18 protein-coding genes and 3 tRNA genes are annotated in these 22,655 nt (G+C 69.9%); 8 read left to right on the top strand and 13 right to left on the bottom strand.

Annotated elements, in window-relative coordinates:
- The first annotated feature begins 3 nt into the window (after positions 1 to 3).
- The 3 genes from ACFXKA_RS01545 to ACFXKA_RS01535 all read left to right on the top strand — a co-directional run bounded on the left by ACFXKA_RS01545 (position 4) and on the right by ACFXKA_RS01535 (position 2,843).
- A complete protein-coding gene (locus ACFXKA_RS01545) occupies positions 4 to 672 on the top strand; it encodes a DUF3239 domain-containing protein (protein WP_354830895.1) in 669 nt (222 codons plus the stop codon).
- A gap of 65 nt (positions 673 to 737) precedes the next feature.
- Positions 738 to 1,376, top strand: coding sequence for a LysE family translocator (locus ACFXKA_RS01540; protein WP_379425364.1), 639 nt, complete (start codon positions 738 to 740; stop codon positions 1,374 to 1,376).
- A gap of 63 nt (positions 1,377 to 1,439) precedes the next feature.
- Positions 1,440 to 2,843: a M1 family metallopeptidase gene (locus ACFXKA_RS01535; RefSeq protein WP_379425363.1), complete on the top strand. Its 1,404-nt coding sequence runs from the start codon at positions 1,440 to 1,442 to the stop codon at positions 2,841 to 2,843.
- Between the two features lie 56 nt (positions 2,844 to 2,899).
- Here ACFXKA_RS01535 and ACFXKA_RS01530 read toward each other — a convergent pair whose 3' ends face one another.
- The 3 genes from ACFXKA_RS01530 to sigJ form a co-directional block, all read right to left on the bottom strand.
- On the bottom strand, positions 2,900 to 3,544 hold the full coding sequence (locus tag ACFXKA_RS01530) for a LysE family translocator (protein ID WP_354830903.1): 645 nt from the start codon (positions 3,542 to 3,544) through the stop codon (positions 2,900 to 2,902).
- Positions 3,545 to 3,684: 140 nt separating this feature from the next.
- On the bottom strand, positions 3,685 to 4,869 hold the full coding sequence (locus ACFXKA_RS01525; protein ID WP_379425361.1) for a pyridoxal phosphate-dependent aminotransferase: 1,185 nt from the start codon (positions 4,867 to 4,869) through the stop codon (positions 3,685 to 3,687).
- Positions 4,870 to 4,938: 69 nt separating this feature from the next.
- On the bottom strand, positions 4,939 to 5,868 hold the full coding sequence (gene sigJ / locus ACFXKA_RS01520) for an RNA polymerase sigma factor SigJ (RefSeq protein WP_379425359.1): 930 nt from the start codon (positions 5,866 to 5,868) through the stop codon (positions 4,939 to 4,941).
- 96 nt (positions 5,869 to 5,964) lie between these two features.
- On the opposite strand from sigJ, the gene ACFXKA_RS01515 reads away from it, so the two are divergent.
- Positions 5,965 to 6,546 (top strand): GNAT family N-acetyltransferase, encoded by a 582-nt coding sequence (locus ACFXKA_RS01515; RefSeq protein ID WP_354830911.1) that lies wholly within the window; start codon positions 5,965 to 5,967, stop codon positions 6,544 to 6,546.
- A 149-nt stretch (positions 6,547 to 6,695) separates the two neighbouring features.
- On the opposite strand, the gene ACFXKA_RS01510 is transcribed toward ACFXKA_RS01515, so the two are convergent.
- From ACFXKA_RS01510 to ACFXKA_RS01495, 4 genes are all read right to left on the bottom strand, one after another.
- Positions 6,696 to 7,793: a 3-deoxy-7-phosphoheptulonate synthase gene (locus ACFXKA_RS01510; RefSeq protein ID WP_354830915.1), complete on the bottom strand. Its 1,098-nt coding sequence runs from the start codon at positions 7,791 to 7,793 to the stop codon at positions 6,696 to 6,698.
- 250 nt (positions 7,794 to 8,043) lie between these two features.
- Positions 8,044 to 8,406 (bottom strand): PH domain-containing protein, encoded by a 363-nt coding sequence (locus ACFXKA_RS01505; protein WP_354830917.1) that lies wholly within the window; start codon positions 8,404 to 8,406, stop codon positions 8,044 to 8,046.
- Between the two features lie 19 nt (positions 8,407 to 8,425).
- Complete coding sequence (locus ACFXKA_RS01500) at positions 8,426 to 9,307, bottom strand: oxidoreductase (RefSeq protein WP_354830919.1); 882 nt, start codon at positions 9,305 to 9,307, stop codon at positions 8,426 to 8,428.
- 281 nt (positions 9,308 to 9,588) lie between these two features.
- Positions 9,589 to 13,119 (bottom strand): amino acid adenylation domain-containing protein, encoded by a 3,531-nt coding sequence (locus tag ACFXKA_RS01495; protein ID WP_379425357.1) that lies wholly within the window; start codon positions 13,117 to 13,119, stop codon positions 9,589 to 9,591.
- 142 nt (positions 13,120 to 13,261) lie between these two features.
- Between ACFXKA_RS01495 and ACFXKA_RS01490 the strand changes: the two genes are divergently transcribed.
- Positions 13,262 to 14,899 carry a (2,3-dihydroxybenzoyl)adenylate synthase gene (locus tag ACFXKA_RS01490; protein WP_379425355.1) on the top strand — a complete coding sequence of 546 codons (1,638 nt, stop codon included), beginning with the start codon at positions 13,262 to 13,264 and terminating at the stop codon, positions 14,897 to 14,899.
- 23 nt (positions 14,900 to 14,922) lie between these two features.
- Positions 14,923 to 15,792 carry an oxidoreductase gene (locus ACFXKA_RS01485; RefSeq protein ID WP_379425354.1) on the top strand — a complete coding sequence of 290 codons (870 nt, stop codon included), beginning with the start codon at positions 14,923 to 14,925 and terminating at the stop codon, positions 15,790 to 15,792.
- A gap of 3 nt (positions 15,793 to 15,795) precedes the next feature.
- Here the strand turns inward: ACFXKA_RS01485 and ACFXKA_RS01480 are convergent, their stop codons facing one another.
- Positions 15,796 to 17,178 carry a salicylate synthase gene (locus tag ACFXKA_RS01480; protein WP_379425353.1) on the bottom strand — a complete coding sequence of 461 codons (1,383 nt, stop codon included), beginning with the start codon at positions 17,176 to 17,178 and terminating at the stop codon, positions 15,796 to 15,798.
- Positions 17,179 to 17,338: 160 nt separating this feature from the next.
- On the opposite strand from ACFXKA_RS01480, the gene ACFXKA_RS01475 reads away from it, so the two are divergent.
- A complete protein-coding gene (locus tag ACFXKA_RS01475) occupies positions 17,339 to 19,708 on the top strand; it encodes a glycerol-3-phosphate 1-O-acyltransferase (RefSeq protein WP_354830932.1) in 2,370 nt (789 codons plus the stop codon).
- Positions 19,705 to 21,234, top strand: a complete 1,530-nt coding sequence (locus tag ACFXKA_RS01470; RefSeq protein ID WP_379425352.1) for an HAD-IB family hydrolase — start codon at positions 19,705 to 19,707, stop codon at positions 21,232 to 21,234. The genes ACFXKA_RS01475 and ACFXKA_RS01470 overlap by 4 nt, the downstream gene beginning before the upstream one ends.
- Here the strand turns inward: ACFXKA_RS01470 and ACFXKA_RS01465 are convergent, their stop codons facing one another.
- From ACFXKA_RS01465 to ACFXKA_RS01445, 5 genes are all read right to left on the bottom strand, one after another.
- Positions 21,235 to 21,936, bottom strand: coding sequence for a polyprenol monophosphomannose synthase (locus ACFXKA_RS01465; RefSeq protein ID WP_354831630.1), 702 nt, complete (start codon positions 21,934 to 21,936; stop codon positions 21,235 to 21,237).
- Positions 21,937 to 22,059: 123 nt separating this feature from the next.
- Positions 22,060 to 22,242: a hypothetical protein gene (locus ACFXKA_RS01460; protein ID WP_379425351.1), complete on the bottom strand. Its 183-nt coding sequence runs from the start codon at positions 22,240 to 22,242 to the stop codon at positions 22,060 to 22,062.
- A 93-nt stretch (positions 22,243 to 22,335) separates the two neighbouring features.
- Positions 22,336 to 22,409 (bottom strand) — tRNA-Phe (locus ACFXKA_RS01455).
- Positions 22,410 to 22,466: 57 nt separating this feature from the next.
- A tRNA-Asp gene (locus tag ACFXKA_RS01450) sits at positions 22,467 to 22,540 on the bottom strand.
- A gap of 35 nt (positions 22,541 to 22,575) precedes the next feature.
- Positions 22,576 to 22,648: transfer RNA gene (locus tag ACFXKA_RS01445), tRNA-Glu, on the bottom strand.
- Positions 22,649 to 22,655: the final 7 nt, after the last annotated feature.

The following is a 22,655-nucleotide window of genomic DNA, read 5'->3' as shown; positions in this document are numbered from 1 at the left end:
CACGTGCGGCGCTTCGAATTCGCGGTGGATCGCGACCATGCCCGGGCGGTCAACGAGGTCGTCGCGTACCTGCGGCGGCTTCGCATCTGGGCGTACAGCGCGGCCATCGGGCTGGGACTGGGCACGGCATTCCTGATCTGGGTGAACCACCCCTGGTCCTGGCTGCTGGCGGTGGCGTTCCTGCTCGCCGCGGTGACCGCGCTGTTCATCGGGTACTGGACGCCGCATCGGGGCCGGGTGGACAAGCTGTACGCCGCCGGCGATCTGGTGCCCGCCGTGGTGTCGGAGACCCACGGGAACGGGGCCACCCTGCTGGCCCTGGTCGATCTGGCCAAGCCGAATACCGCGGGGCCGCGCTACGCGCTGGTGACCCGCACGGTCCGCTCGCTACCCGGGCATCGGGCCCGCGCCGGGGAGCGCGTGCCCGCGGTGACCGTGCGGGTGGATCGCGCGCCCGGCCCGGTCGGGGATCTGTGGCAGTCGGTGAGCGCCATGCCGATCGCCTGGGGCACCCGGGATCTGAACATCATCGAGCGCGCACGCGGGGCCATCAACGAGGTGGAGTGGAAACTGCTCACCGACAATCTGGACCTGGCCACCAAGGTGCGCGGCGCGGACGCCAAGCGCCTGCTGCTGGACCCGCAGCAGCTGCCGGAAGAACTGCGCGGCTGAACAATCCGGGCGCGACAGGCAACAATAAGGGCGACAGGCGCGGCCGCCGAAAATAGAATGATCGGATGATTCCCGCCGCGAATATGCTGGCGTTTCTCGTCGCATCCATTGTCATTGTCATAATCCCCGGTCCCGGTGTGCTTTTCGTGATCGGCCGGGCGCTGACCTACGGGCGGCGCGCGGCGCTGCTGTCGGTGCTGGGCCATTCGGCCGGCGTCATGGTGATCCTGGGCCTGGTGGCCGCCGGGCTCGGCGCCATTCTCGCCGCCTCTGCCATCGCGCTCTCGATCGTGAAGCTGGCCGGCGCGCTGTACCTGATCTACCTGGGCATCCAGGCCGTCCGGGAACGGCGTTCGCTGCGCGAGGCCTTCGAGGCGAAGGTCGAGCCCATGGAGAACGGCCGGGTGCTGCGCCAGGCGGTGCTGGTCGGGCTGACCAATCCGAAGGCCATCATCTTCTTCTCCGCGGTGCTGCCGCAGTTCGTGGCGCCGCGGGCGGGCGCGGTCCCGGTGCAGATGCTGATCCTGGGCGGGCTGTTCCTGGTGGTCGCGCTGATCTCGGACTCGGTCTACGCCCTGCTGGCGGGTACCGCGCGGAACTGGTTCGCCCGGTCACCCAAGCGGCTGGAGGTGGTCGGCGGCGCGGGCGGCGTGATGATCATCGGACTGGGCGCGAGCGTCGCCGTGTCGGGCAGCGCCAACTGAGGGGTGCGCCGATTAGCATCGGGCTGGTCGGCGGTCGATCACGGAAAGGGGTCGGTGCAGCGCATGAGGCGGAACTGGCGGTACCTGGCGGTGGGGGCGGTACTGCTGGCGGGCGCGAATGCGGCTCCCGCGCAGGCGGATTCGGGTGACCCGCTCGCCGGCTCGCCCGGGCTGGGCGATCCCTACTATCCGATGGACGGCAATGGCGGCTATCACGCCGGCCATTACGACGTCACCATCTCCTACGATCCGCCGTCCCATCAGCTGACCGGGTCGACCCGGATCGACGCGGTGGCCACGCAGGCGCTGCGCACGTTCAACCTGGATTACAGCGGGCCGGAGATCTCCAAGGTGACGGTCAACGGGCTGCCGGCCTGGTTCGACCGCACCGATGAGCACGAACTGGTCGTCACGCCGCTGATCCCGCTGCTGCCCGGCCTGCCGTTCACCGCGCAGGTGCAGTATGCGGGCGCGGCCACCGGCACCGATGGCGACGGGTGGTGGTTCTCGCCCAGTGGCGGGGCTTTCGTTGCGGGCGAACCGCATTCGGCGAGCGCCTGGTACCCGCTCAACGACACGCCCTTGGACAAGGCGACTTTCACGCTGCACGCCACCGTGCCGCAGGAGTGGGAGGTGATGTCCAACGGCGACAAGGTGTCCGACACCGTGCAGGGCGCGGACCGCACCGTCTCCTGGGAGATGCGCCAGCCGGTGGTCGGCTACCTGACCACCATCGCCATCGACCGGTTCCAGTTCCTGGAACAGCGGCGCGCCAATGGAACTCCGCTGCTCAGCGCGTTCGCGCCGGACGCGTCGAAGGCCAGGGAGGTGGAGTCGCGGCTGCCGGAGATCCTGGACTTCCAGGAACAGCTGTACGGGCCGTACCCGTTCGACACCGGTGGCGGCATCTACGTCGACACCGATCTGCAGTTCTCGCTGGAGACCCAGACCCGGCCCATCTACGCGCCCTGGACCGATCTGGACACCGTGGTGCACGAGATCACCCACCAGTGGTGGGGCGACTCCGTGTCGGTGAAGCAGTGGTCGGACGTCTGCCTGAACGAGTGCTTCGCCAGCTACACCGCCGACTACCTGTGGCCGGAACGCAAGGACGGCAAGGACGTCGACGCCGAGTACCGGGAGACCATCGCGAAATACCATGACGATCCGAAGTTCTGGGAGATCCCGCTCCAGAACCCCGGCAAGGGTAGCGAATTCACCTCGGTCTACTACCGCGGCCCGCTGTTCCTGCACGCGCTGCGCCGCACCATGGGTGATGACGCCTTCTTCCCGGCGGTCCGCGACTTCGTCATCGGACACGAGTACGGGAATGCCTCCATGCCCGAGTTCCGCGCGTTCATGCAGACCCGCACACCCCGCGATCTGAAGGGCTTCTTCACCGCCTGGCTCGACCGCACCGACCGTCCCGCCGACGAGTTCCTCTACCCCGGCAGCCTGCGCGCGTGAAACGTTGCCCGCCGCGAAATGCGCGGCGGGCCACCGCAGCGGCGACCGTGATCCGGTCAGGCCGGAAGCGGGCGGGTACGGTCCGACAGCACCAGCGCGGCCATGGCGCCGAGCACCGAGCCGGTGACGAACCGCTGGGCCCGCAGCCAGAGCGGCCGCCGCGCCAGGAAGGTCGCGATGGCGCCCGCGCTGAGCACGATCAATCCGTTCACGGTGATGGCGATGCTGATCTGCACCGCGCCCAGGCAGAGGCTCTGCAGCCATACCCGCCCGTGCGCGGGCACCACGAACTGCGGAATGAGCGCCATGTACAGGATGGCGATCTTCGGATTCAGCAGATTGGTGACGAGCCCCATGGTGAACAGCCGCCGCGTCGGATCCGCGGGCAGCTCGGTCGGCGTGAACAGCGAAACCCCGCCGGGCCGGAACGTCTTCCACGCCAGATGGAGCAGGTACACCGCGCCCGCCACCTTCAGCGTCAGATACAGCGCCGGCACCGTGGCGAACACCGCGGTGATCCCCGCGGTCGCGGCCGCCAGATACACCCCGAACCCGACCGCTACCCCCGCCAGCGACACCAGCCCGGCCCGCCGCCCCTGCGACACGGTCCGCGACACCAGATACATCATGTTCGGCCCCGGCGTGAGCACCAGCCCCAGCGCCGCCACGGCCACCCCCAGCACCGCACTCGTCTCGATCACCCGGCCAATTCTCCGAGCCCTACCCACCCGCTGTCGCGGTCCACTCGCCACCATCTGGACCCCGAACCCAGAGCCATCACGCACAGCCGGATCGGCGGCGTCAGTTGCCGACTGTGAGGACGGCTTTCCGAAGTCCCGCGCTAGCGGACGATGTCGGCGGTGTGGCCCGCGCGCAGGCGGCGGACACCCTCGGCGATGGTCTCTTCCTTCTTGCAGAAGGTGAAGCGCACCAGGTGGTTCCAGGCGGCCTTGTCGTCAGCGAAGACGCTCACCGGCACCGCGGCCACGCCGAGGCGTTCGGGCAGCTCCTTGCAGAAGGCGTAGGCGTCGCTCGCGCCCAGCGGCGTGATGTCGGCGCACACGAAATAGGTGCCGTCACTGCGCTTCACCCCGAACCCGGCGTCGGCGAGCGCGGCCGAGAGCCGAAGTCGCTTCTCCGACAGCGTGTCCCGCAGCGCGGCCACCCACTGCTGCTCAGTGTTCAGCGCGTGCGCGACCGCGGGCTGGAACGGCCCGCCGCCGACGAAGGTGAGGAACTGCTTGGCGGCGAGCACCGCGTCCAGCAGCGGCGCGGGCGCGCAGGCCCAGCCGATCTTCCAGCCGGTGACGCTGAATGTCTTGGCGGCGCTGGAGATCACGATGGTGCGCTCGAACATGCCGGGCAGGGTGGACAGGCTGATGTGCTCGTGCCCGTCGTAGTAGAGATGCTCGTACGCCTCGTCCGACATGACGTACAGGTCGTGTTCGATGGCGATGTCCGCGATGGCGGTGAGGTCGGCGCGCGAGAGCACGGTCCCGGTGGGGTTGTGCGGCGAATTCAGCAGCAGCAGACGGGTTTTCGGGGTGATGGCGGCGCGCAGGCTGTCCAGGTCGAGGGCGAAGCCGTCGCCGTCGGGCACCAGCCGCGCGGTGCGGCGCCGCGCCCCGGCCAGCGCGATGTCGGCGGCGTAGGAGTCGTAGTAGGGCTCGATGAGCACCACGTCCTCGCCGGGTTCGACCAGTCCGAGCACGGTGGCCGCGATGGCCTCGGTGGCGCCGACGGTGACCAGCACCTGGGTGTCCGGGTCGTAGTGGGTGCCGTAGCGGCGGGCGCGGTCGGCGGCGATGGCCTGCCGCAGGACCGGCACGCCGCGGCCGGGCGGGTACTGGTTGAACCCGTCGGCGATGGCCTGCCGCGCCACCTCGAGCATGCCCGCGGGGCCGTCGCTGTCCGGGAAACCCTGACCGAGGTTGACCGCGCCGTGGCGCACGGCGAGCTCGGTCATCTCGGCGAAGATCGTCGACGCGAAGGGCTGCAGTCGGGCGACGGTGGGAATGCGCGGCATGTCCGGAGCCTAATCCATCGGCGAAAACGGCCCGCGACGGTGAGCTACCTCACAGCGACGGCCCGCGGTTCACTGCGGCAGCCGGATGCCCGTCAGTTTGGCGGGGTTCACCACGTCGTAGACGCCCCACACCCGGCCCTCGCGCACGGTGAAGGCGTACACGCGCTGCGGGTTCCCGGCGGACCCGTTCTCGGCCGGGATCGCGTGCGCGAGGATTCCCCACTGCCCGTTGACCAGCACCGGTTCGAGCTGCCGGGCGGGTCCGATGTGCTCGGCGTCGAAGAGCCCGAATCGGCGCCACAGGCCCAGCCAGAGGCGGACGTTCTTGTCCACGCCCGCAACCACATTGATGGCGGTGGACACGGCGCCGCCGCCGTCGCCCACGGTACGCACGTCCGGGTGCAGCGCGGCCACGATGGCGGCGACGTCGCCGCTGCCCAGCGCGGCGAGCAGTCGCCGCACCGTGGCATTGTGCTCGTCGTCGGTGACCGGGGCGGGCGCGGCCGCCACCGCCTTGCGGGCCCGGGTGGCCAGCTGTCGCGCGGAGTCCACGGAAATGCCCAGGATGTCGGCGATTTCGCTGAACGGCACCGAGAAGGCGTCGTGCAGAACGAATGCCACGCGCTGCGGCGGGGTCAGCGTGTCCAGCACCACGAGGGCGGCGAAGCGGAATTCCTGTTTGCGCACCACGGCCGCCAGCGGGTCCGGGGTGCTGGAGGGCGTCACCGCGCTGACCACCGGCTCCGGGAGCCATTGCCCCACATACTTTTCCCGCCGGACCGCGGCGCTGCGCAGCCGGTCCAGGCAGATGCGGCCGACCACCGTGGTGAGCCAGGCGCGCAGATCCTCGATCTCGGATTGGCGGGCCACCGCGAGCCGCAGCCAACTCTCCTGCACCGCGTCCTCGGCGTCGCTGACGCTGCCGGTGAGCCGGTAGGCCACCGAGAGCAGATGCGGCCGATGCGTTTCGAACAAGTCGGCAAGGAGAGCGGCAACCATCGGATCGATCCTACGGCCGGGCTCCGACAACCTCGTCACCGCCCCGGTGGCCAGAACCCGCTGTGCCCGCGCACGTTTCCGTGACAGCATGACCGCATGGACGCGGAATTCCTCTCCGACGGCGTGGTCCGGCTGTCGCCGCCCGCAGTTTCCGACATCGACGCCATCACGGCGCTGTGTCAGGAACCGTCCATCGGCGCCTGGACCACCATGCCGGTCCCCTATCACCGCGCCGACGCCGAGAAGTTCATCTACGACATCGTCGGCCCGGGCTGGGCCACCCGCAGCCCCACCTGGGCGCTGCGCCGCGCCACGGACGGGCCGGTGGTCGGCATGATCGGCCTGACCGTGCCCAATCGCCGCCGGGACGAGGACACCGCCGAGATCGGTTTCTGGCTCACCCCCGCCGCCCGCGGCGAGGGCCTGATGACCCGCGCCGCGCTCCTGGTCACCGCGGTGGGACTGGATCCCGCCGGGCTGGCCTTCGAGCGGCTGGAGTGGCGCGCCTTCGTCGGCAATCACGCCTCCGCGGCGGTGGCCCGCCGCGCCGGCTACCACTATGAGGGGCTGCTGCGCGGCGGCTCGCTCCAGCGCGGCGTCCGCCGCGACACCTGGGTGGCGGGCCGCCTGCGCGACGACCCCGCGACGCCCAGCCCACACTGGCCCGAGGGTGTCTGACACACCCGGAAGTAGGTTCGGCACACCCGGAAACAGGTTCGGCGCACACCCGCCGGACTGGGTGTGCGCCGAACATAGTGTGCACGCCGGACTCGTTTCGTGCGAGGTGAACTCGCGACGAGCGGGTGCTGGTCAGATGGCCGGGCCGGCTAGCCGCGGGCCTCGCGGCGGCGGGTGACGGCGTCGGCGAGCCGATCGAGCTGGGCCGCGGTGGTGTCCCAGTCGATGCACGCGTCGGTGATGGACTGCCCGTAGGTGAGCGCCTCCGGGTGGCCGAGGGTGAGGTCCTGGCGGCCCGCCACGATGAAGGACTCCATCATGAGACCGACCACGGTGTCCTCGCCCGCCGCGATCCGCTCGGCGAGATCGGTGACGACGTCGATCTGCTTGTTGTGGTCCTTGTTGGAGTTGCCGTGCGAGGCGTCCACGACCAGCCGCTGCGGCAGCGACGACTTCTCCAGGCGCAGCAGGGCTTCCGCGCAGGAGGCGGCGTCGAAGTTGGGGCCGTTGCTGCCGCCGCGCAGGATGACGTGGCAGTCCGGGTTGCCCGCGGTGCGGATGAGCGCGGAACGCCCGTCCAGGTCGGTGCCGGGGAAGACGTGCGAGGCGGCCGCGGCGCGCACGCCGTCCACCGCGACCTGCACGTCGCCGTCGGTGCCGTTCTTGATGCCGACCGGCATGGACAGCGCCGAGGACAGCTGCCGGTGCACCTGGCTGGCCGCGGTCCGCGCGCCGATCGCGCCGTAGGCGACCAGGTCCGCGATGTACTGCGGGGTGATCGGGTCCAGGAACTCGCACGCCACCGGCAGCCCCAGCGCGGTGATGTCGACCAGCAGGCGACGGCCCAGGTCCAGGCCGGTGTTGATGTCGAAGCTGCCGTCCAGGTGCGGGTCGTTGATGAGACCCTTCCAGCCCAGCGTGGTGCGCGGCTTCTCGAAGTAGACGCGCATCACCACGTGCAGCCGGTCGTCCAGCTCGGCGGCCTTGGCGGCGAGCCGGCGGGCGTAGTCCATGGCGGCGTCGGGGTCGTGCACCGAGCACGGGCCGACGATCACCATCAGGCGGTCGTCGGAGCCGTTGAGCACGTCGACGGTGGCCTTGCGGCCGGCGCGCACGGTGTCGGCGAGGGTGTCGTCGATCGGGTGGGCGGCACGGATCTCACGGGGCGACCGCAGCGGGCTCACGCTGAGCGTGCGCTGATCGTCCAGATCGGCATGCCGTTTGTCGAGATCGGCGGTGGTGGTCATGGGTGGGTTTCCTGTCCCAGGCCGACCCACGGAGAGTTCTTCGAAACCCCTTCGAGCCGGTCTGTTTTCGTCCGGCTCGGGGTGGAGGATGTCAGCGCAGGTTCACGCCGCGCGACCCACCCGGGGCCGGCTGGCTAAACCAGAAATACACACGCTGCATGCACCGGACTGTACCAGAGATCCCGAATCGTGCCTGTGGCGTGGAACACTATCGATGGGACACGCATCTCGCATACTGGGACGAACCAGGTCAGCGCAGGATGTAGTGCAGGATCACATCGTGCACGTGGCGGGTCTTCTCGTCGCCCCGGAACTCCACCTCGTAGGTGTGGTGCCCGGTGCTGATGGCGATGTGCCCGGAGGAGAAGAACTGTCCCGCGAACGACTTGTTGGTCAGGATGCTGACGCTCGAGATCCGCGCGTACGGGATGCTCGTGATGGCGATCTTCTTCCCGACGAACGAGTTGTCCTGGATGACGACCCGCCGGTCGGTGATCCCCAGGAATCCGGTGCCCACCCCGATGGCGTCGTACACGGCCAGGATCTGTTCACCCGGCAGCAGTCCCTGCTGGATCTTGTCGAGCTGATCCCGCCGGTCGAATGGAATGCTCATCGGTTCTCCGGCCTCCGGGTCAGCGGCGAACGAACGGATAGGTGACCTTGGTCAGTTGCTCGGACAGCTCCCACAGCCGCCGCGCCATCACCTCGTCCTTGGAGGCCGCGGTGGAGGTGCTGGGCCCGGGGTAGCCGCGCATGCCGCGCAGCCCGGTCGGGCCGTAGAAGCCACCCGGCTCGACCTCCGAGGTGGCGGCGAACAGCGTTGGCAGCGAGCCCATTTCGGCGCTCTGCGCGAACAGCCGGTTGCCGATGGACATGAGCGTGTCGTACAGGGATTCGGTGTGCCCCTGCAGCTCGGTGGCGGCGTAGCCGGGATGTGCGGCCACCGACACCTTGGTGGATCCGGCGGCCGTCAGGCGGCGCTGCAGTTCCCGCGCGAACATGAGATTGGCCAGCTTGGACTGCCCGTAGGCGGCCCAGCGCTGATAGGAGCGCCGCTCCCAGTTGAGATCCTCGAGGTCGATGCGGCCGATGGCGTGCATGCCGCTGGAGAGCGTGACCACCCGGTCGCGAATCTTGTCCAGCAGCAGCCCGGTCAGCGCGAAATGACCGAGATGGTTTGTGCCGATCTGCATTTCGAAGCCATCGGTGGTGCGCTTGAACGGCACCGCCATCACGCCCGCATTGTTGATCAGCACGTCGGCGCCGTCGACGGAGTCGGCGAACTCGTGGATCGAGGTCAGGTCCGCCAGATCCAGCCGGCGCACCTGGGCATTGGGGCCGATCTCGTCGGCGACGGCCCGCGCCTTGACCTCATTGCGGCACGCCATGATCACGCGCGCCCCGGCGCCGGCGAGCGCACGCGCGGTGACCGCGCCCAGCCCGCTGTTGGCGCCGGTCACGATGACCGTCCGGCCCGCCTGATCGGGGATGTCGGAGATGTCCCAACCACTCACGGGGTCGAGTCTAGGGGCGCGGCGGCGTGCTCGTCTGATCTCGGCGCGAACCGCTCCGGATTCGGAATTTGCCGACGCCTGCCGAGGGTGCTCCGGCGCGTCGTGCCCGTCCCGCCGTCGACCCCCGCGACCTGCCCGGGCGGTAGCGTCCGCGACCATGGACACCCTGCTGCTCCCGGGTTTGCTGGGCGTTCTGGTGCTGATCTGACGTTCTGGTGCTGATCTGACATTGTGACCGCCACGGACATCGAGACCACCCTCACCGAGAGGGATCGGGCTTTTCAGGACAGGGCGAGGACCTCGTCGTCGGACATCGCGGCCACCTCCAGGTAGAGGCGGGCCACCTCGTCCAGCCGGCCGGCCGCGCCGGCCCGCTCCTCACGATCCAGCAGGCGGCGGGCCAGTCCCGCGACCGTGCGGGCCGCGAAGAAGTCGGCGACCACGGTGTCCGGGGAATCCAGCCAATCCCGCACGCGCGCGACGACCGCGGTCGCCAGCACCGAATCGCCGCCGAGGGCGAAGAAGTCGTCGGTCACGCCGACCCGCTCGCGCCCCAGCACCGTAGCGACGATGTCGGCCACGGCGCGCTCGATACCGGTTCGGGGAGCGACGAATTCGCCGTCCCGATCACCTTCGGCCAGCAGGGTCGCGATGGCCTTGCGGTCCGGTTTGCCGTTCGAGGTGAAGGGCAGCTCGGCCAGCAGTTCGACCCGGGACGGAATCATGTAGGCGGGCAGCAGGTCCGCGGCGGCCGCCAGCAGGGCCGGGACCTCGAGGGTGACGCCCTCGCCCGCCACCACGATCGCCGCGAGTTTCGGTGCGGCCGTGCCGATCACCGCCGCGATGGCGTGCCGCACGCCCGGCAGGGCGCGCAGGGCGCTCTCCACCTCGCCGAGTTCCACGCGATACCCGCGGATCTTGATCTGATGGTCGGCGCGGCCCAGGAACTCCAGGCAGCCGTCCGGCAGGTACCGCGCCAGATCACCGGTGCGGTACCAGTTCAGGCCCTCGTGGGTGACGAACCGGTCGGCGGTCCGCTCGGCGTCACCACGGTATCCGGCGGCCACGCCCGCCCCGCCGATCCACAGCTCGCCGGTGACCCAGTCCGGGCAGTCGTGCCCCGAGGGCCCGACCACCCGGCAGCGCACATTGCGGAGCGGAGTGCCGTACGGGACGGCCGACCATTCCTGCGGCACTTCGGCATTCACCACTTCACAGATGGTGGAGTGGATGGCGGTCTCGGTGGCCCCGCCCAATCCGGCGAACCGGCAGTCCGGGGCCACTGCGGCCAGCCGTCCGGGCAGCGCCACATCCACCCAGTCGCCGCCGAGAATGACCATGCGCACACTGTCCACCGGCTTCCCAGCGGCCGCCTCGAGCAGCATGTCCAGCAGGCTGGGGACGCAGTTGACCACCGAAACCCGATGCCGCCGAATCATTTCGGCCCACCGCCCCGGCTCGCCGCGCTGTCCCTCATCCAGCGCGACGACCGCACCCCCGGCACTGAGCAGGCCGAAGATGTCGTAGACGGACAGGTCGAACTCCAGCGCCGACAGGGCGAGCGCCCGATCGTCAGCGCCGATCCCGAACCGCTCATTGAGGTCGTCGATGGTGTTCATCGCCGCCCGATGCGGCACCTCCACGCCCTTCGGCTGTCCCGTCGACCCCGACGTGAACAGCACATACGCGATGGCCTCGGTATCCGGAATCACGGCCTCGGCCAACGGTTCCGGATACCACCGCGCCTCGGTCAGCGCCAGCGTCGGCACCCCGGTGACCTCCGCCCCGGCCGTCACCGCCGCCACCACGGCGCCGATCCGCACGATCTCGTCCCGGCGCGCCGCGGGCTGATCGAATCCCATCGGCACATACACGCCGCCGGCCGCGAGCACACCCGCGCTGGCCAGGATCTGACCGGGCCCCTTCGGCAACTGCACCGCGACCGCATCACCCGGCCGCACCCCTGCCGCACGCAACGCACCCGCCACCGCGAGTGCCTGCCCGGCCAGCTCGCCATAGGTCAGCACCCGTACTGCGGAGGCGGACGTATCCACGAGGTCGTCCTCCCAGATGACCGCGGGCGCATCCGGATTCGCGGCGGCGAACTCGAACAGCCCACCGTGCAGCGCCCGCCCGCTCACCGGACCATCGGTGGCATTCACCCGGGTGCGAACCACCGCCTGCTCCACCGGAATTCGCACCGCCGCCTCGGCATCCCAGCCCGCGTCGCGGACCTCTACGTCCGGCTCGTCACTGCCCGCCAGGCGCAGGACGGCGTCGATGTAGCGGGTGAACATGGTCTCGACCATGGCGGGCGGGAAGGCGTCGGCGCGGACGTCCCAGTTCAGCAGGAGGCCGCCGCGGACCTCGGTGACCTGAGCATCGAGCAGCACCTGCGGGCCCTGGGAGATGATCCAGACCGGCTCGCCGAAAGTAGCGGTGACCTGGTCGGCGAAGAGTTCGCCGAGATTGATGGCGCTGGTGTAGACGATCGGGGCCAGCACCGGTTCGCCGCGCAGCCGGCCCAGGTCGCGCAGCACCTCGAGGCCGGTGTAGCCGGAATGCGCTCCGGCGGCATGCAATTCACGCTGCAGGGCGCGGGCCCGGTCGGTGACGGTAGCCGGCTCGGTCACATCGACCTCCAGCAACACCGAGGAGGTGAAGTCGCCCACCACCCCGTCCACCTGCGGATGCACCGGTTCCCGATGGAACAGCGGCAGATTCAGCAGGAACCGCCGCTGCGCCGACCACCCGCCGATGGTCTCGGCGAACACCGACGCCAACGCCATCGCGGGGGTGATCCCCCGCGCATGCGCCGCCGCGAACATCCGCGCCTTGGCCTCCGGCGACAGCCACCGATGCAGCCGCACGGTGCGCGCCCGCTCCTGGACCTCGGAGGCGCCCGGCAGTTCCGGCGCGCCCGGCAGATCCGCGAGCCGCTGCTGCCACCACTCACGATCGGCGGCGTGTTCCGGTGCGGGACCGGCATGTTCGGCCAGGTACTGCCGGAACGTGTAGTGCTGCGGCGGCAGCTGCTCGCCGTGATAGAGGCGCGCCAGGTCGGCCACCAGGATCCGGTAGCTCATGGCGTCGGCCGCGAGCATGTCCACATCCAGGTGCAGCCGGGTGCGCCCGTCCGGCAGCAGGGTCAGCGCTATATCGACGACCTGGCCGTCCTCCACCGCCATCAGCTGATGAGTCCGGCGCTCCCGCAACGCCTCCAGCGTCCGCTCCACGGATTCGGGGTCGGCCGCGCGCAGATCGGTGACACTCCAGACATCCCGGCCCGGCCGCTCCAGCGTCTGCTGGGTCCCATCGGGCAGGAACCGCGTCCGCAACATCGGATGCCGCCGCACCAGCGCCTCGACCGCCGCCCGGAGCCGCTCCGGATCCACCCCGGCCCCGTCGAATTCGACATAGAGATGTGCCGCGACCGCCCCGAGTTCCTGGCCCTCGCCCCGCCCGACCCAGTACGCGTGCTGCATCGGCGCCAGCCCGAACGGACTTCCGTCATCCGCCTGCTCGCTCGCGGCCGCAAGCACATCGTCCGCCGGGTCATTCGATTCCGCCCCGCCGAGGAGGCGGTGCCAGGCGGCGACCGTGGGTTCGGCGGCGAGTTGGGCGAAGTTGACGGCCAGGCCGCGTTTGCGCCAGGAACCCGCGAGTTTCATGGTGCGGATGGAGTCGAGGCCGAGCTCGATGAGGTCGGCGTGGTCGGGGACGGCGGCCGGATCGAGGCCGAGGTGGCCGGCGACGGCGGTGCGGATCTCGTCCCGGGCGATGCTCGCCGCTGACCCCTGGGGTGACTCCATTTCCGCTGGTACTCCTTGCTCGAGGGGAGGGGATGGCCGCTGCCGATCCGGAATTCGGCTGTCGTTCGACAGCAGCGTAACCCATTGAGATAGGGTTGCCTAACCTATGCAAGGCCACCCTTACTAGTCAGAGGTCAGAGCTGTGACATCGAGCGCATCCGCGGAGACATCGACCGCAAAACCCGCCACGGACCACCGCGACGGCTTCGTCCCGTTCCCCGACGACCTGGCCGAGCAGTACCGGCGGGCCGGATATTGGGCGGGCCGGCCGCTGGGCGAACTCCTGCGCGACGCGGCCCGGCAGTGGCCCGGCCGACCGGCGCTGCTGGGCGGCACCGAGATCTCCTACGCGGCGCTCGATCTGGCGGCCGACCGGATGGCGCACGGCTTCCTCGCCCTGGGCATCCGGCCGGGCGACCGGGTCGTGCTGCAGCTGCCCAATGTCCCCGAGTTCGTTCCGGTGCTGTTCGGCCTGCTGCGCGCCGGGATCATTCCCGCGCTCACCCTGCCCGCCCACCGGCGCGCCGAGATCGAGCATCTGACAAGGCTCTCCGGCGCGGTCGCCTACGTGACGGCGGACCGGCTCGCCGACTTCGACTACCGCACCCTCGCCGCCGAGGTGAGCGCGCACGTCCCGGCCCTGCGGCACGTCCTGGTGCTCGGCGACCCGGGCCCGTTCACCGACCTGAATTCCATTCCCGCCGACGGCGATTCGCTGCCCGAGGTCGACGCCTCCGATATCGCGCTCATGCTGGTCTCCGGCGGCACCACCGGCCTGCCCAAGCTCATCGCCCGCACCCACGACGACTACGCCTACAACGCGAAGGCCAGCGCCGAGGTCTGCGAGCTCGGCCCGGACGACGTCTATCTCGCGACCCTCCCGATCGCCCACAACTTCCCGCTGGCCTGCCCCGGCGTGCTCGGCACGGTGGCCACCGGCGGCGCCATGGCCTTCGTGACCGACCCCAGCCCGGAGAGCGCCTTCGCCGCCATCGAACGCCACCGCGTCACCGTCACCGCGGTGGTACCGCCGCTTGCCCAGCTCTGGTGCGCGGCAGTGGAGTGGGAGGACGCCGACCTGTCCTCGCTGCGCCTGCTCCAGGTCGGCGGCGCGAAGCTGGCCGAGGTGAACGCCCGCGATGTCGTCCCCGCCCTGGGCGTGCGGCTGCAACAGGTGTTCGGCATGGCGGAGGGCCTGCTCAACTACACCCGCGCCGAGGACTCCGACGAACTGGTCTGCACCACCCAGGGCCGTCCCCTCTCCCCCGCCGACGAGGTCCGCGTGGTGGACGAGCAGGGCAACGACGTCGAAGACGGCCAGGAGGGCGAGCTGCTCACCCGCGGCCCCTACACCCTGCGCGGCTACTACCGTGCCCCCGAACACAATTCGCGCGCCTTCACCCCGGACGGCTACTACCGCAGCGGCGATCTGGTGCGCCGCCTGCCCAGCGGCCACCTGATCGTGTCGGGCCGCATCAAGGACGTCATCAATCGCGGCGGCGAGAACATCTCCTGTGACGAGCTCGAGGAACACCTGCTCGCCTATCCGGGCGTCCGGCACGCGGCCGCCGTGGGCCTGCCCGATCCGGCGCTCGGCGAGAAGGTCTGCGTGGTCCTGGTGACCGCGGGCGACCTGCCGTCACCGGCCGCCGTCAAGGCCTTCCTGACCGAGCGCGGCCTGGCCACCTACAAGCTCCCGGATGTATTGCGGCAGGCCGACGTCCTGCCCGTCACCGCGGTGGGCAAAATCGACAAGAAGGCCCTCGCCGCGCGCTACTGAGCCACACGCCCTAGGGTTCAGCCATGGGTGGGTGGAACACATCGGACATTCCTGACCAGACCGGTCGCATCGTGATCGTCACCGGCGCGACCAGCGGCCTGGGCGAGGCCACCACGCGGGCCCTGGCCGCCGCCGGCGCCCAGGTGATCATGGCCTGCCGCAATGAGATCAAGGCGCAGGCCGTGGCCCGGACCATGCCCGGGACCGTGCAGATCCGCCAGCTCGATCTGGCCGACCTGGCCTCGGTGCGCGCGTTCGCCGCGAGCGTCGAGCGCGCCGATGTCCTCATCAACAACGCCGGGGTGATGGCGGTGCCGAAACAGCGCACCACCGACGGCTTCGAATTGCAGATCGGCACCAACTATCTGGGCCACTTCGCGCTGACCGGCCTACTGCTGGGCCGGATTTCGGAGCGGGTCGTGAACACCTCCAGCATCACCCACTTCATCGGCCGTATCGATCTGGAGGACCTGAACTGGGAGCGGCGCGCCTACTCCCGCTTCGGCGCGTACGCGCAGTCCAAGCTGGCACTGCTGCTGTTCACCTACGAGCTGCAGCGGCGCCTGACGCTCACCGGCTCGCCCACGCTGTCGGTGGCCGCGCACCCGGGCTATGCCGCCACCGAGATCAGCTCGGAGACCCAGAACCTGCTGGAGCAGATCGTCGGGCTCGGCAATCGGCTGGTGGCGCAGAGCGCCGAGATGGGCGCTCTCCCAACGCTGTACGCCGCCACCGCCGCGGTCGAACCGGGTGGCTACTACGGGCCGGACCGGTTCAACTGGCGCGGTCACCCCGCCAAGGTCGGCTCCAATGCCGCCTCCCACGACGAGAAGACCGCCCGGGAGCTCTGGGAGCTGTCCGAGCGGTTGACCGGGGTCGAGTTCGGCGTCTGACGCTCAGGCGCGCACCACGTACGGCGCGACGCTGCCGAGTTTCTCGCAGGTCTCCTCGAATTCGCGTTCCGGCCGGGACTGCCCGACCACGCCCGCGCCCGCACGCAGCCACGCGCCCGCGCCGGTCTGATAGACCGCGCGCAGCACCAGCGTCGCCTCCAGCGCGCCGTCGGGCGAAACCGTCACCACCGCACCGGAATACAGGCCACGTGGATCGTGGTCGAGGCGGAACACCGCATCGACGCCCGCGGCCTTGGGAATCCCGGAGGCGGTGACCGACGGGAACAGCATCTCCAGCGCGTCCCACGGGCTGCGGCCGGCCGCCAGCCGCCCGCGCACCGTGGAGGCCAGGTGCTGCACGCTGCCGCGCTCACGCACGGCCATGAAGTCCGAGACCGCGGTGGTGTCCGGCTCCGCCACGGCCGCGATCTCGGCGAACGAGGTCTGCACCGAAATGGCGTGCTCGACAATCTCCTTCGGATCCCGCACCAGGTCGGCGCGGGCGGCCAGATCGACCTCGTCGCCGCGCCCGAAGGCCCGGGTCCCGGCCAGCGGCTCGGTGGTGACCACCCGGTCCCCGTCCACGGCCGCGACCAGTTCCGGGCTGAAGCCCGCGGCCTCCAGCCCGCCCAGCCGCAGCAGGAACGAGCGCGCCGGGGTGTTGTGCACGCGGCCCAGCCGGTAGGTGTCCGGAATGTTCACCGCGAAGGGCAGTTCCACCTTGCGCGACAGAATCACCTTCTGGTACTTGCCGTCCCGGATCTCGGCGACGCCGGTGGCCACCCGGTCCCGGTAGCCCGTGGGATCCACCGTGACGTCGATGGGGTGCGCGACCGGCAGCGGCGTGTCCTGCGCGGCCGCGATCAGCGCGTGGATGTCGCCGGTCTCGGACGGCGTCGCACCCGACACCCGTACCCCCGAGCTGTCGATGCGCACCTCGATGCGCGGAATCATCAGGTGCGCCAGCGTCGCTCGCGGGTGCACGTGCGCGGTCGCGCCCAGCGACCAGGCGCAGAACTCGAATCCGATCCACCCGAGCGCATTCCGGCCGTCCAGCGGCAGTGCGGCCAGCGCGCCGTCGACAGCCTGCGCCGGATTCCCCGTCCACGGCCCGGCGGTGGTGCGCCCGTCCCAGCTCACCCGCAGTTCGTTCGCGTCCAGCTCGACGCCGCCCAGCGGGTCGGCCGCGAACACCCATTCGCCGGGCCGCTCGTACACCACGTATTCGCCGAAGCGATCCGCCGCCGCCAGCGCGGTGACCGCCGCGACCGGATCGGTGACGTGTTCGCCCCACCGCTGCTCCCCCTCGAGCCGTACCCGTTCGTCAGCGACCGACACCAGACCTCCAAGGTTATGCTTACCTAACTTGAAGAGTGAGGTTAGCATTGCCTTTCCCAGAGTGGGGAAGGGTCGATCGCGACCTGCGTCACGGCGCCCCGCGCCGCCCCGAAACCCACGCTCCGACCGGGGAATTGCCCGACCTACCGACCGACGCCGCACGTTTGGGCTTCAATGGATCGCAGCGGCTCATGCGGAGGTAACCAGAATGCTCGATCATGACAGCCGGCTCCCCGAAGCCGCGCTCACCGCTCCGCAGTCCGTGGTCGCCCTGGTCGACGCCGCCTCCCCGGTGGAGCGCGCCCTCGTCGGACACTGGCTGGCCGAGGGCGGCATCACCCAGGAGTTCGGCACCGCCGCCCCCGTCACCCAGCTCGACCTCGACCCCGCCGCCGTCACCGCCCGGCTGGTCGGGCGCAGCGACGATCCGCTGGTGGTGCCGGTCCGGGTGCTGTGGCTGCCGCCCGAGCGAGACGGCGTGCGCCGCACCACCTTCAGCGATCTGCTCACCCTGACCAACCCGCGCAAACCCAACCGGCTCATGCAGCGGCGGCTGCTCAGCAAGGCCCCCGACCGGCATCTGGTGCTGACCGGGCAGCCCGCCCGGCTCAGCGAGCTGCGCGCCAACAATCCCGGATCCGCCGGTGCGCCCGACGCTTTCGGGCGGGCCATCGTGCGCGCCGGCATCGTCGCCCTGGAACGCGCCGAACGCGCCGTCATCGGCGACCGGTACAAGGTGCCGCGGCTGGTGGTCGAGGAAATCCTGGACTCGCCCGAATTCCTGCGGCGGCTCGACGCCATCGCCGAGGAGACCGGTGTGCCCCCGCGCGAGGTGTACCGGCGGGCCGAGAAGGGCCTGCGCGAACTCGTCGCGGCACAGAGCCGGCTGGTGTCGGACCTGTTCACCCAGGCCATGCGGCCCGTGCACGCCTCCACCTGGAAGGTCGACGCCGACGAGTCCGGGCTGGACCGGCTGCGCTCGCTCAACCGGCGCTACCCGCTGGTCTTCCTGCCCTCGCACCGGTCCTACGTGGACGCCTTCGTGCTCGGGGACATCCTGGCGCGCAACGACTTTCCGCCCAACCACGTGGTCGGCGGAGCCAACCTCAAGTTCTGGCCGATCGGGCCCATCGCGCGACGCACCGGAACCGTGTTCATCCGCCGCAGTTTCGGCGACGACGAGGTGTACAAGGCGGTCGTCGAGGAGTACATCGCCTACCTGCTCACCAAACGCTTCAATCTGGAGTGGTACTTCGAGGGCGGGCGCACCCGCACCGGCAAACTCCGGCCGCCCCGCTACGGACTGCTGAATTACCTCGCGGCCGCGCTGCGTTCGAAACGCATCGACGACGTCATGCTGGTGCCGGTATCCATCACCTACGAACGGCTCAACGAGATCGGGGCCATCGCCCTCGAACAGACCGGCGGCCGTAAACAACCCGAGGGCCTGACCTGGCTGGCCCGCTACGTGCGCAACCAGCAGCACTCGGCCGGGCGCGTGTACGTGCGCTTCGGGACCCCGCTCTCGGCCCGCGACCGGCTGGCCGTGAACGGCGATCCGCTGACGGTCCACCCGAATCCGCCCTCCGAGCGGACCCTCGAACTCGAGCACCTGGCCGTGCAGCGGCTGGCCTTCGAGGTCGCCGTCGGCATCAACGACGTCACCCCGATCACCGTCAACGCCCTCACCACCCTGGTGCTGCTGGGCGTGCACGAGCGCGCCCTCACCCGCGGCGAACTGCGCGCCGCCATCGCGCCCGTGCTCGGCTACATCCAGCGCCGGAACCTGCCCAGCGGCGAACTCGACGCGCTGCGCGACGATCACGGGCTGGCCGTGGTGCTCGAACAGCTGACCGTCGCCACCGTGGTCACCGTCTACCGCGGCGGGCTGGAACCGGTGTACGCCATCAATGCCGGGGCACACTTGGAGGCCGCGTTCTATCGCAACAGCGCCGTGCACTGGTTCGTCAACCGCGCCATCCTCGAACTGTCCATCCTCACCGCCGTCGAGGCGCCCGATGGCGATCAGCTCCGGGTCGGCTGGGAGGCCGCCTTCCGGCTGCGCGACCTGCTCAAGTTCGAGTTCTTCTTCCCGGAGCGGGCCGAATTCACCAGCCAGCTCACCGCCGAAATGCTGCTGGTGGACCACGACTGGCATCAGCGCACCGCCGCGGGCACCGTCGGCTCCGACATCCTGGCCCGGCTGGCCGAATCCGGGTTCATGATGGCGCACCGGGTGCTGCGCTCCTTCTTCGACGCGCAACTGGTGGTGGCCGAACGGCTGGCCGCCCGCGACCCGGTCGCCGAGGTCGACAAGAAGGCCCTCATCGACGAATGCCTGCAGGTCGGCAAGCAGATGCTGCTGCAGCAGCGGCTGCACAGCCCCGAATCGGTGTCCTCCGAATTGTTCGGCAGCGCGATCAAACTCGCCGACAACCACGGCCTGCTCACCCCCTCCGACGATCCCGCCGACCTGGCCGCCCGCCGCAGCAGCTTCGCCGCCGAACTGCGCGCCATCGGCCAGCGCATCTCCCGGGCCGCCACCCTCGACCCGTCCAACCGCCTGGAAGCGCTATGACACACCGGGTCCGGGGGATCGGCGCGGGCCGGCCCGCACTGCCGCTCCGGCCCGGCGTCGGCGTCACCCAGCGCCCGGTCGGCGCACAGGATCTCGGCGCGGCCCTCGAAGCCGTGCGCACCGGACCGCAAGGACCACGCGTCGCAGCGATTTTCGACTTCGGCGGCACCGTCGTCCACGGGTTCAACCCGCCGCCGCTGCCCCGGCGACTGCTGCGGCGCAGCAGCACCCAGGGCGCGCTCACCGCCACCCTGCTCGGCAGTATTCGCGGGGCGCGCAGCGAGGGCGAGTACGAGCGCTTCCTGCAATCGGTGATGTACAGCTGGGCCGGGACAGCCGAGGACGAGCTGGCCCGGCTCGGGCGACAGGCGTTCGCGCGCAGCGTGTACGGGCACATCTACCCGGAGGCCTGGCGGCTGGTGCGCGAACACGAGGCGGCCGGGCACACGCTGGTGCTGATCAGCTCGGTCACCTGCTACCAGGTGCGGCCGGTGGCCGAGGAACTCGGCGTCCCGCACGTGCTGTGCACCGCCATGGCCGTCCAGGACGGCGTGCTCACCGGGCACGTTGAGGGAAAGCCGCTGTGGCGCAACGGCAAAGCCGACGCCGTGCGCCGCTTCGCCATCACCCACGATATCGACCTCACCCAGAGCTGGGCCTACGCCGACAGCGCCGCCGACCTGCCGCTGCTGCAGACCGCCGGGCACCCGGTGGCGGTGAACCCGGATCCGCGCGTCGTGCTGGAGGCGGCCGAAAAGGATTGGCCGGTGCTGCATTTCCGGCCCCGGCAAGCGCCCGGGGCCACCGACTACGCCCGCACCCTGGCCGGATTCACCGGTCTGCTGGGCGGGGCCCTGTTCGGCGTGGCCGCCAAGGCGCACACGAAACAGCGCCGCCAGATGGCGGATTCGATGATGACCTACGCCGCGGACACCACCCTGCGCGGCACCGGAGTGAAGCTCCGCGTGGTGGGTGCCGGGAACGCCCGCGCCCCGCGCCCGGCCGTGTTCATCTTCAACCACCAGAGCCAGTTCGACATCGTGGTGCTGGCCGAGGTACTGGGCACCGGATTCACCGGCATCGCCAAGCGGGAGATCACCAAGAACCCGATCTTCGGTCCCCTCATGCGCTTCGTCGAGGTGACCTTCATCGACCGCGCCGACACCGCGGCCGCCAAGGCCGCGCTGCAACCCGTCGTCGACACCCTGCGCGGCGGACTGTCGGTCGTGATCGCGCCCGAGGGCACCCGATCCCTGACCCCGCGCATCGGGCCGTTCAAGAAGGGCGCGTTCCACATTGCCCGGCAGGCGGGCGTGCCGGTGATTCCGGTGGTGATCCGGAATGCCGGCGAAATAGCGTGGCGCAATTCGGCCGTGGTGCGCAAAGGCGTCGTGGACGTCGCCGTCCTACCGCCGATCGATGTCAGCGGCTGGGATCCGGCCGATATGGACGCCGAGGTGGAGCAGGTCCGGCAGCTGTTCGTGGACACGCTGCTCCACTGGCCCGAAAGCCGCCCCGGCAGTTAGTCAGACAGCGCGACCGAACAGCAGCTTCCACGGCATGGCCGCGGACTCCAGCTGCACCTTCAGGCTCATCTTGGACGCGCCCTTGGTGCGCTCCTCGAAACGGATCGGCACCTCGGCGATCGAAATGCCCTTCTTGACCGTCCGGTAGTTCATCTCGACCTGGAACGAATAGCCGTTGGACTTGATCGAGGCCACGTCGATGGCGCGCAGCGTGTCCGCCTTCCACGCCTTGAAACCGGCGGTCGCGTCCTTCACGCCCAGGCGCAGAATCATATTCACGTAGAAGTTGGCCCAGGCCGACAGCGCCTTGCGATACCACTTCCACTCCGCCGCGGTGGAACCCCCGGGAACATAACGGGATCCGAGCACCACACCGGCATCGGTGGACTCCAGCTTGTCCAGCATGGCCGGGATGACCTCGGCCGGGTGCGACAGGTCGGCGTCCATCTGAATGACCACGTCGGCGCCCTCGTCGAGCGCCCGGGTGATGCCGGCGATGTATGCCCGGCCCAGACCGTCCTTCTCGGTGCGGTGCAGCACGCCCACCACGTTCGGCAGGTCGGCGGCCAGCTTGTCGGCCACCTCACCCGTACCGTCGGGCGAATTGTCGTCCACCACCAGCACATGCAGGTCGGCCACCGGTAGCGCGGTCAGCCGCTCCACCGCCACCGGCAGGTTCTCCCGCTCGTTGTAGGTCGGCACCACCACGGTGACCTTCAAGGTTTACCCTCCCGCTCGGTCGTTTTCTGGCTACGAAACCGTACCTGGTCAACCTGAGTGCCTCGTGAGCGCACCGAACAGCGCGTCACCCCCGTCACTCCGGCGTCAGTCGTCCTCTTGGTCCGCGCGCCGATTTCGCTCCCGCACAATATCCAACGCCCGCTCCGCTGTCGCCTTATCCGGATAGGGCCCGATCCGATCGCCGACCCAGCAGGTCTTCCCCTGCTCCGCCTTCTGATGGGAGATGCAGTAATACCACTGGTTATCCTCAGCCATGAGGTCCAGCATTCCACCAAGATCAGACCCACAGGTCGAAAAACACGCGGACAACCCGGGAACGCGGAAAGACCCCGTCCGAGGGACGGGGTCTTCCAGATCCGGTGGCCAAGGCCGGGATCGAACCGGCGACCTTCCGCTTTTCAGGCGGACGCTCGTACCAACTGAGCTACCTGGCCGTAGGCACCCGATTCGAATGCCACGCTGTACCACTTCTTGCCATGCAAGGAGTCTTGCGACCCTGACGGGACTCGAACCCGCGACCTCCGCCGTGACAGGGCGGCGCGCTAACCAACTGCGCCACAGGGCCTTGCTCTTGCTCCGACAACGATGTTGCCATCGTTGTACCCCCTACGGGATTCGAACCCGCGCTACCGCCTTGAAAGGGCGGCGTCCTAGGCCGCTAGACGAAGGGGGCCCGCCGG

The sequence above is a fragment of the Nocardia sp. NPDC059228 genome (assembly GCF_042754245.1).
GTDB lineage: Bacteria > Actinomycetota > Actinomycetes > Mycobacteriales > Mycobacteriaceae > Nocardia.
The sequence above is the reverse complement of the archived record's forward strand: the minus strand, read 5'-3'. Positions and strand labels throughout refer to the sequence as shown.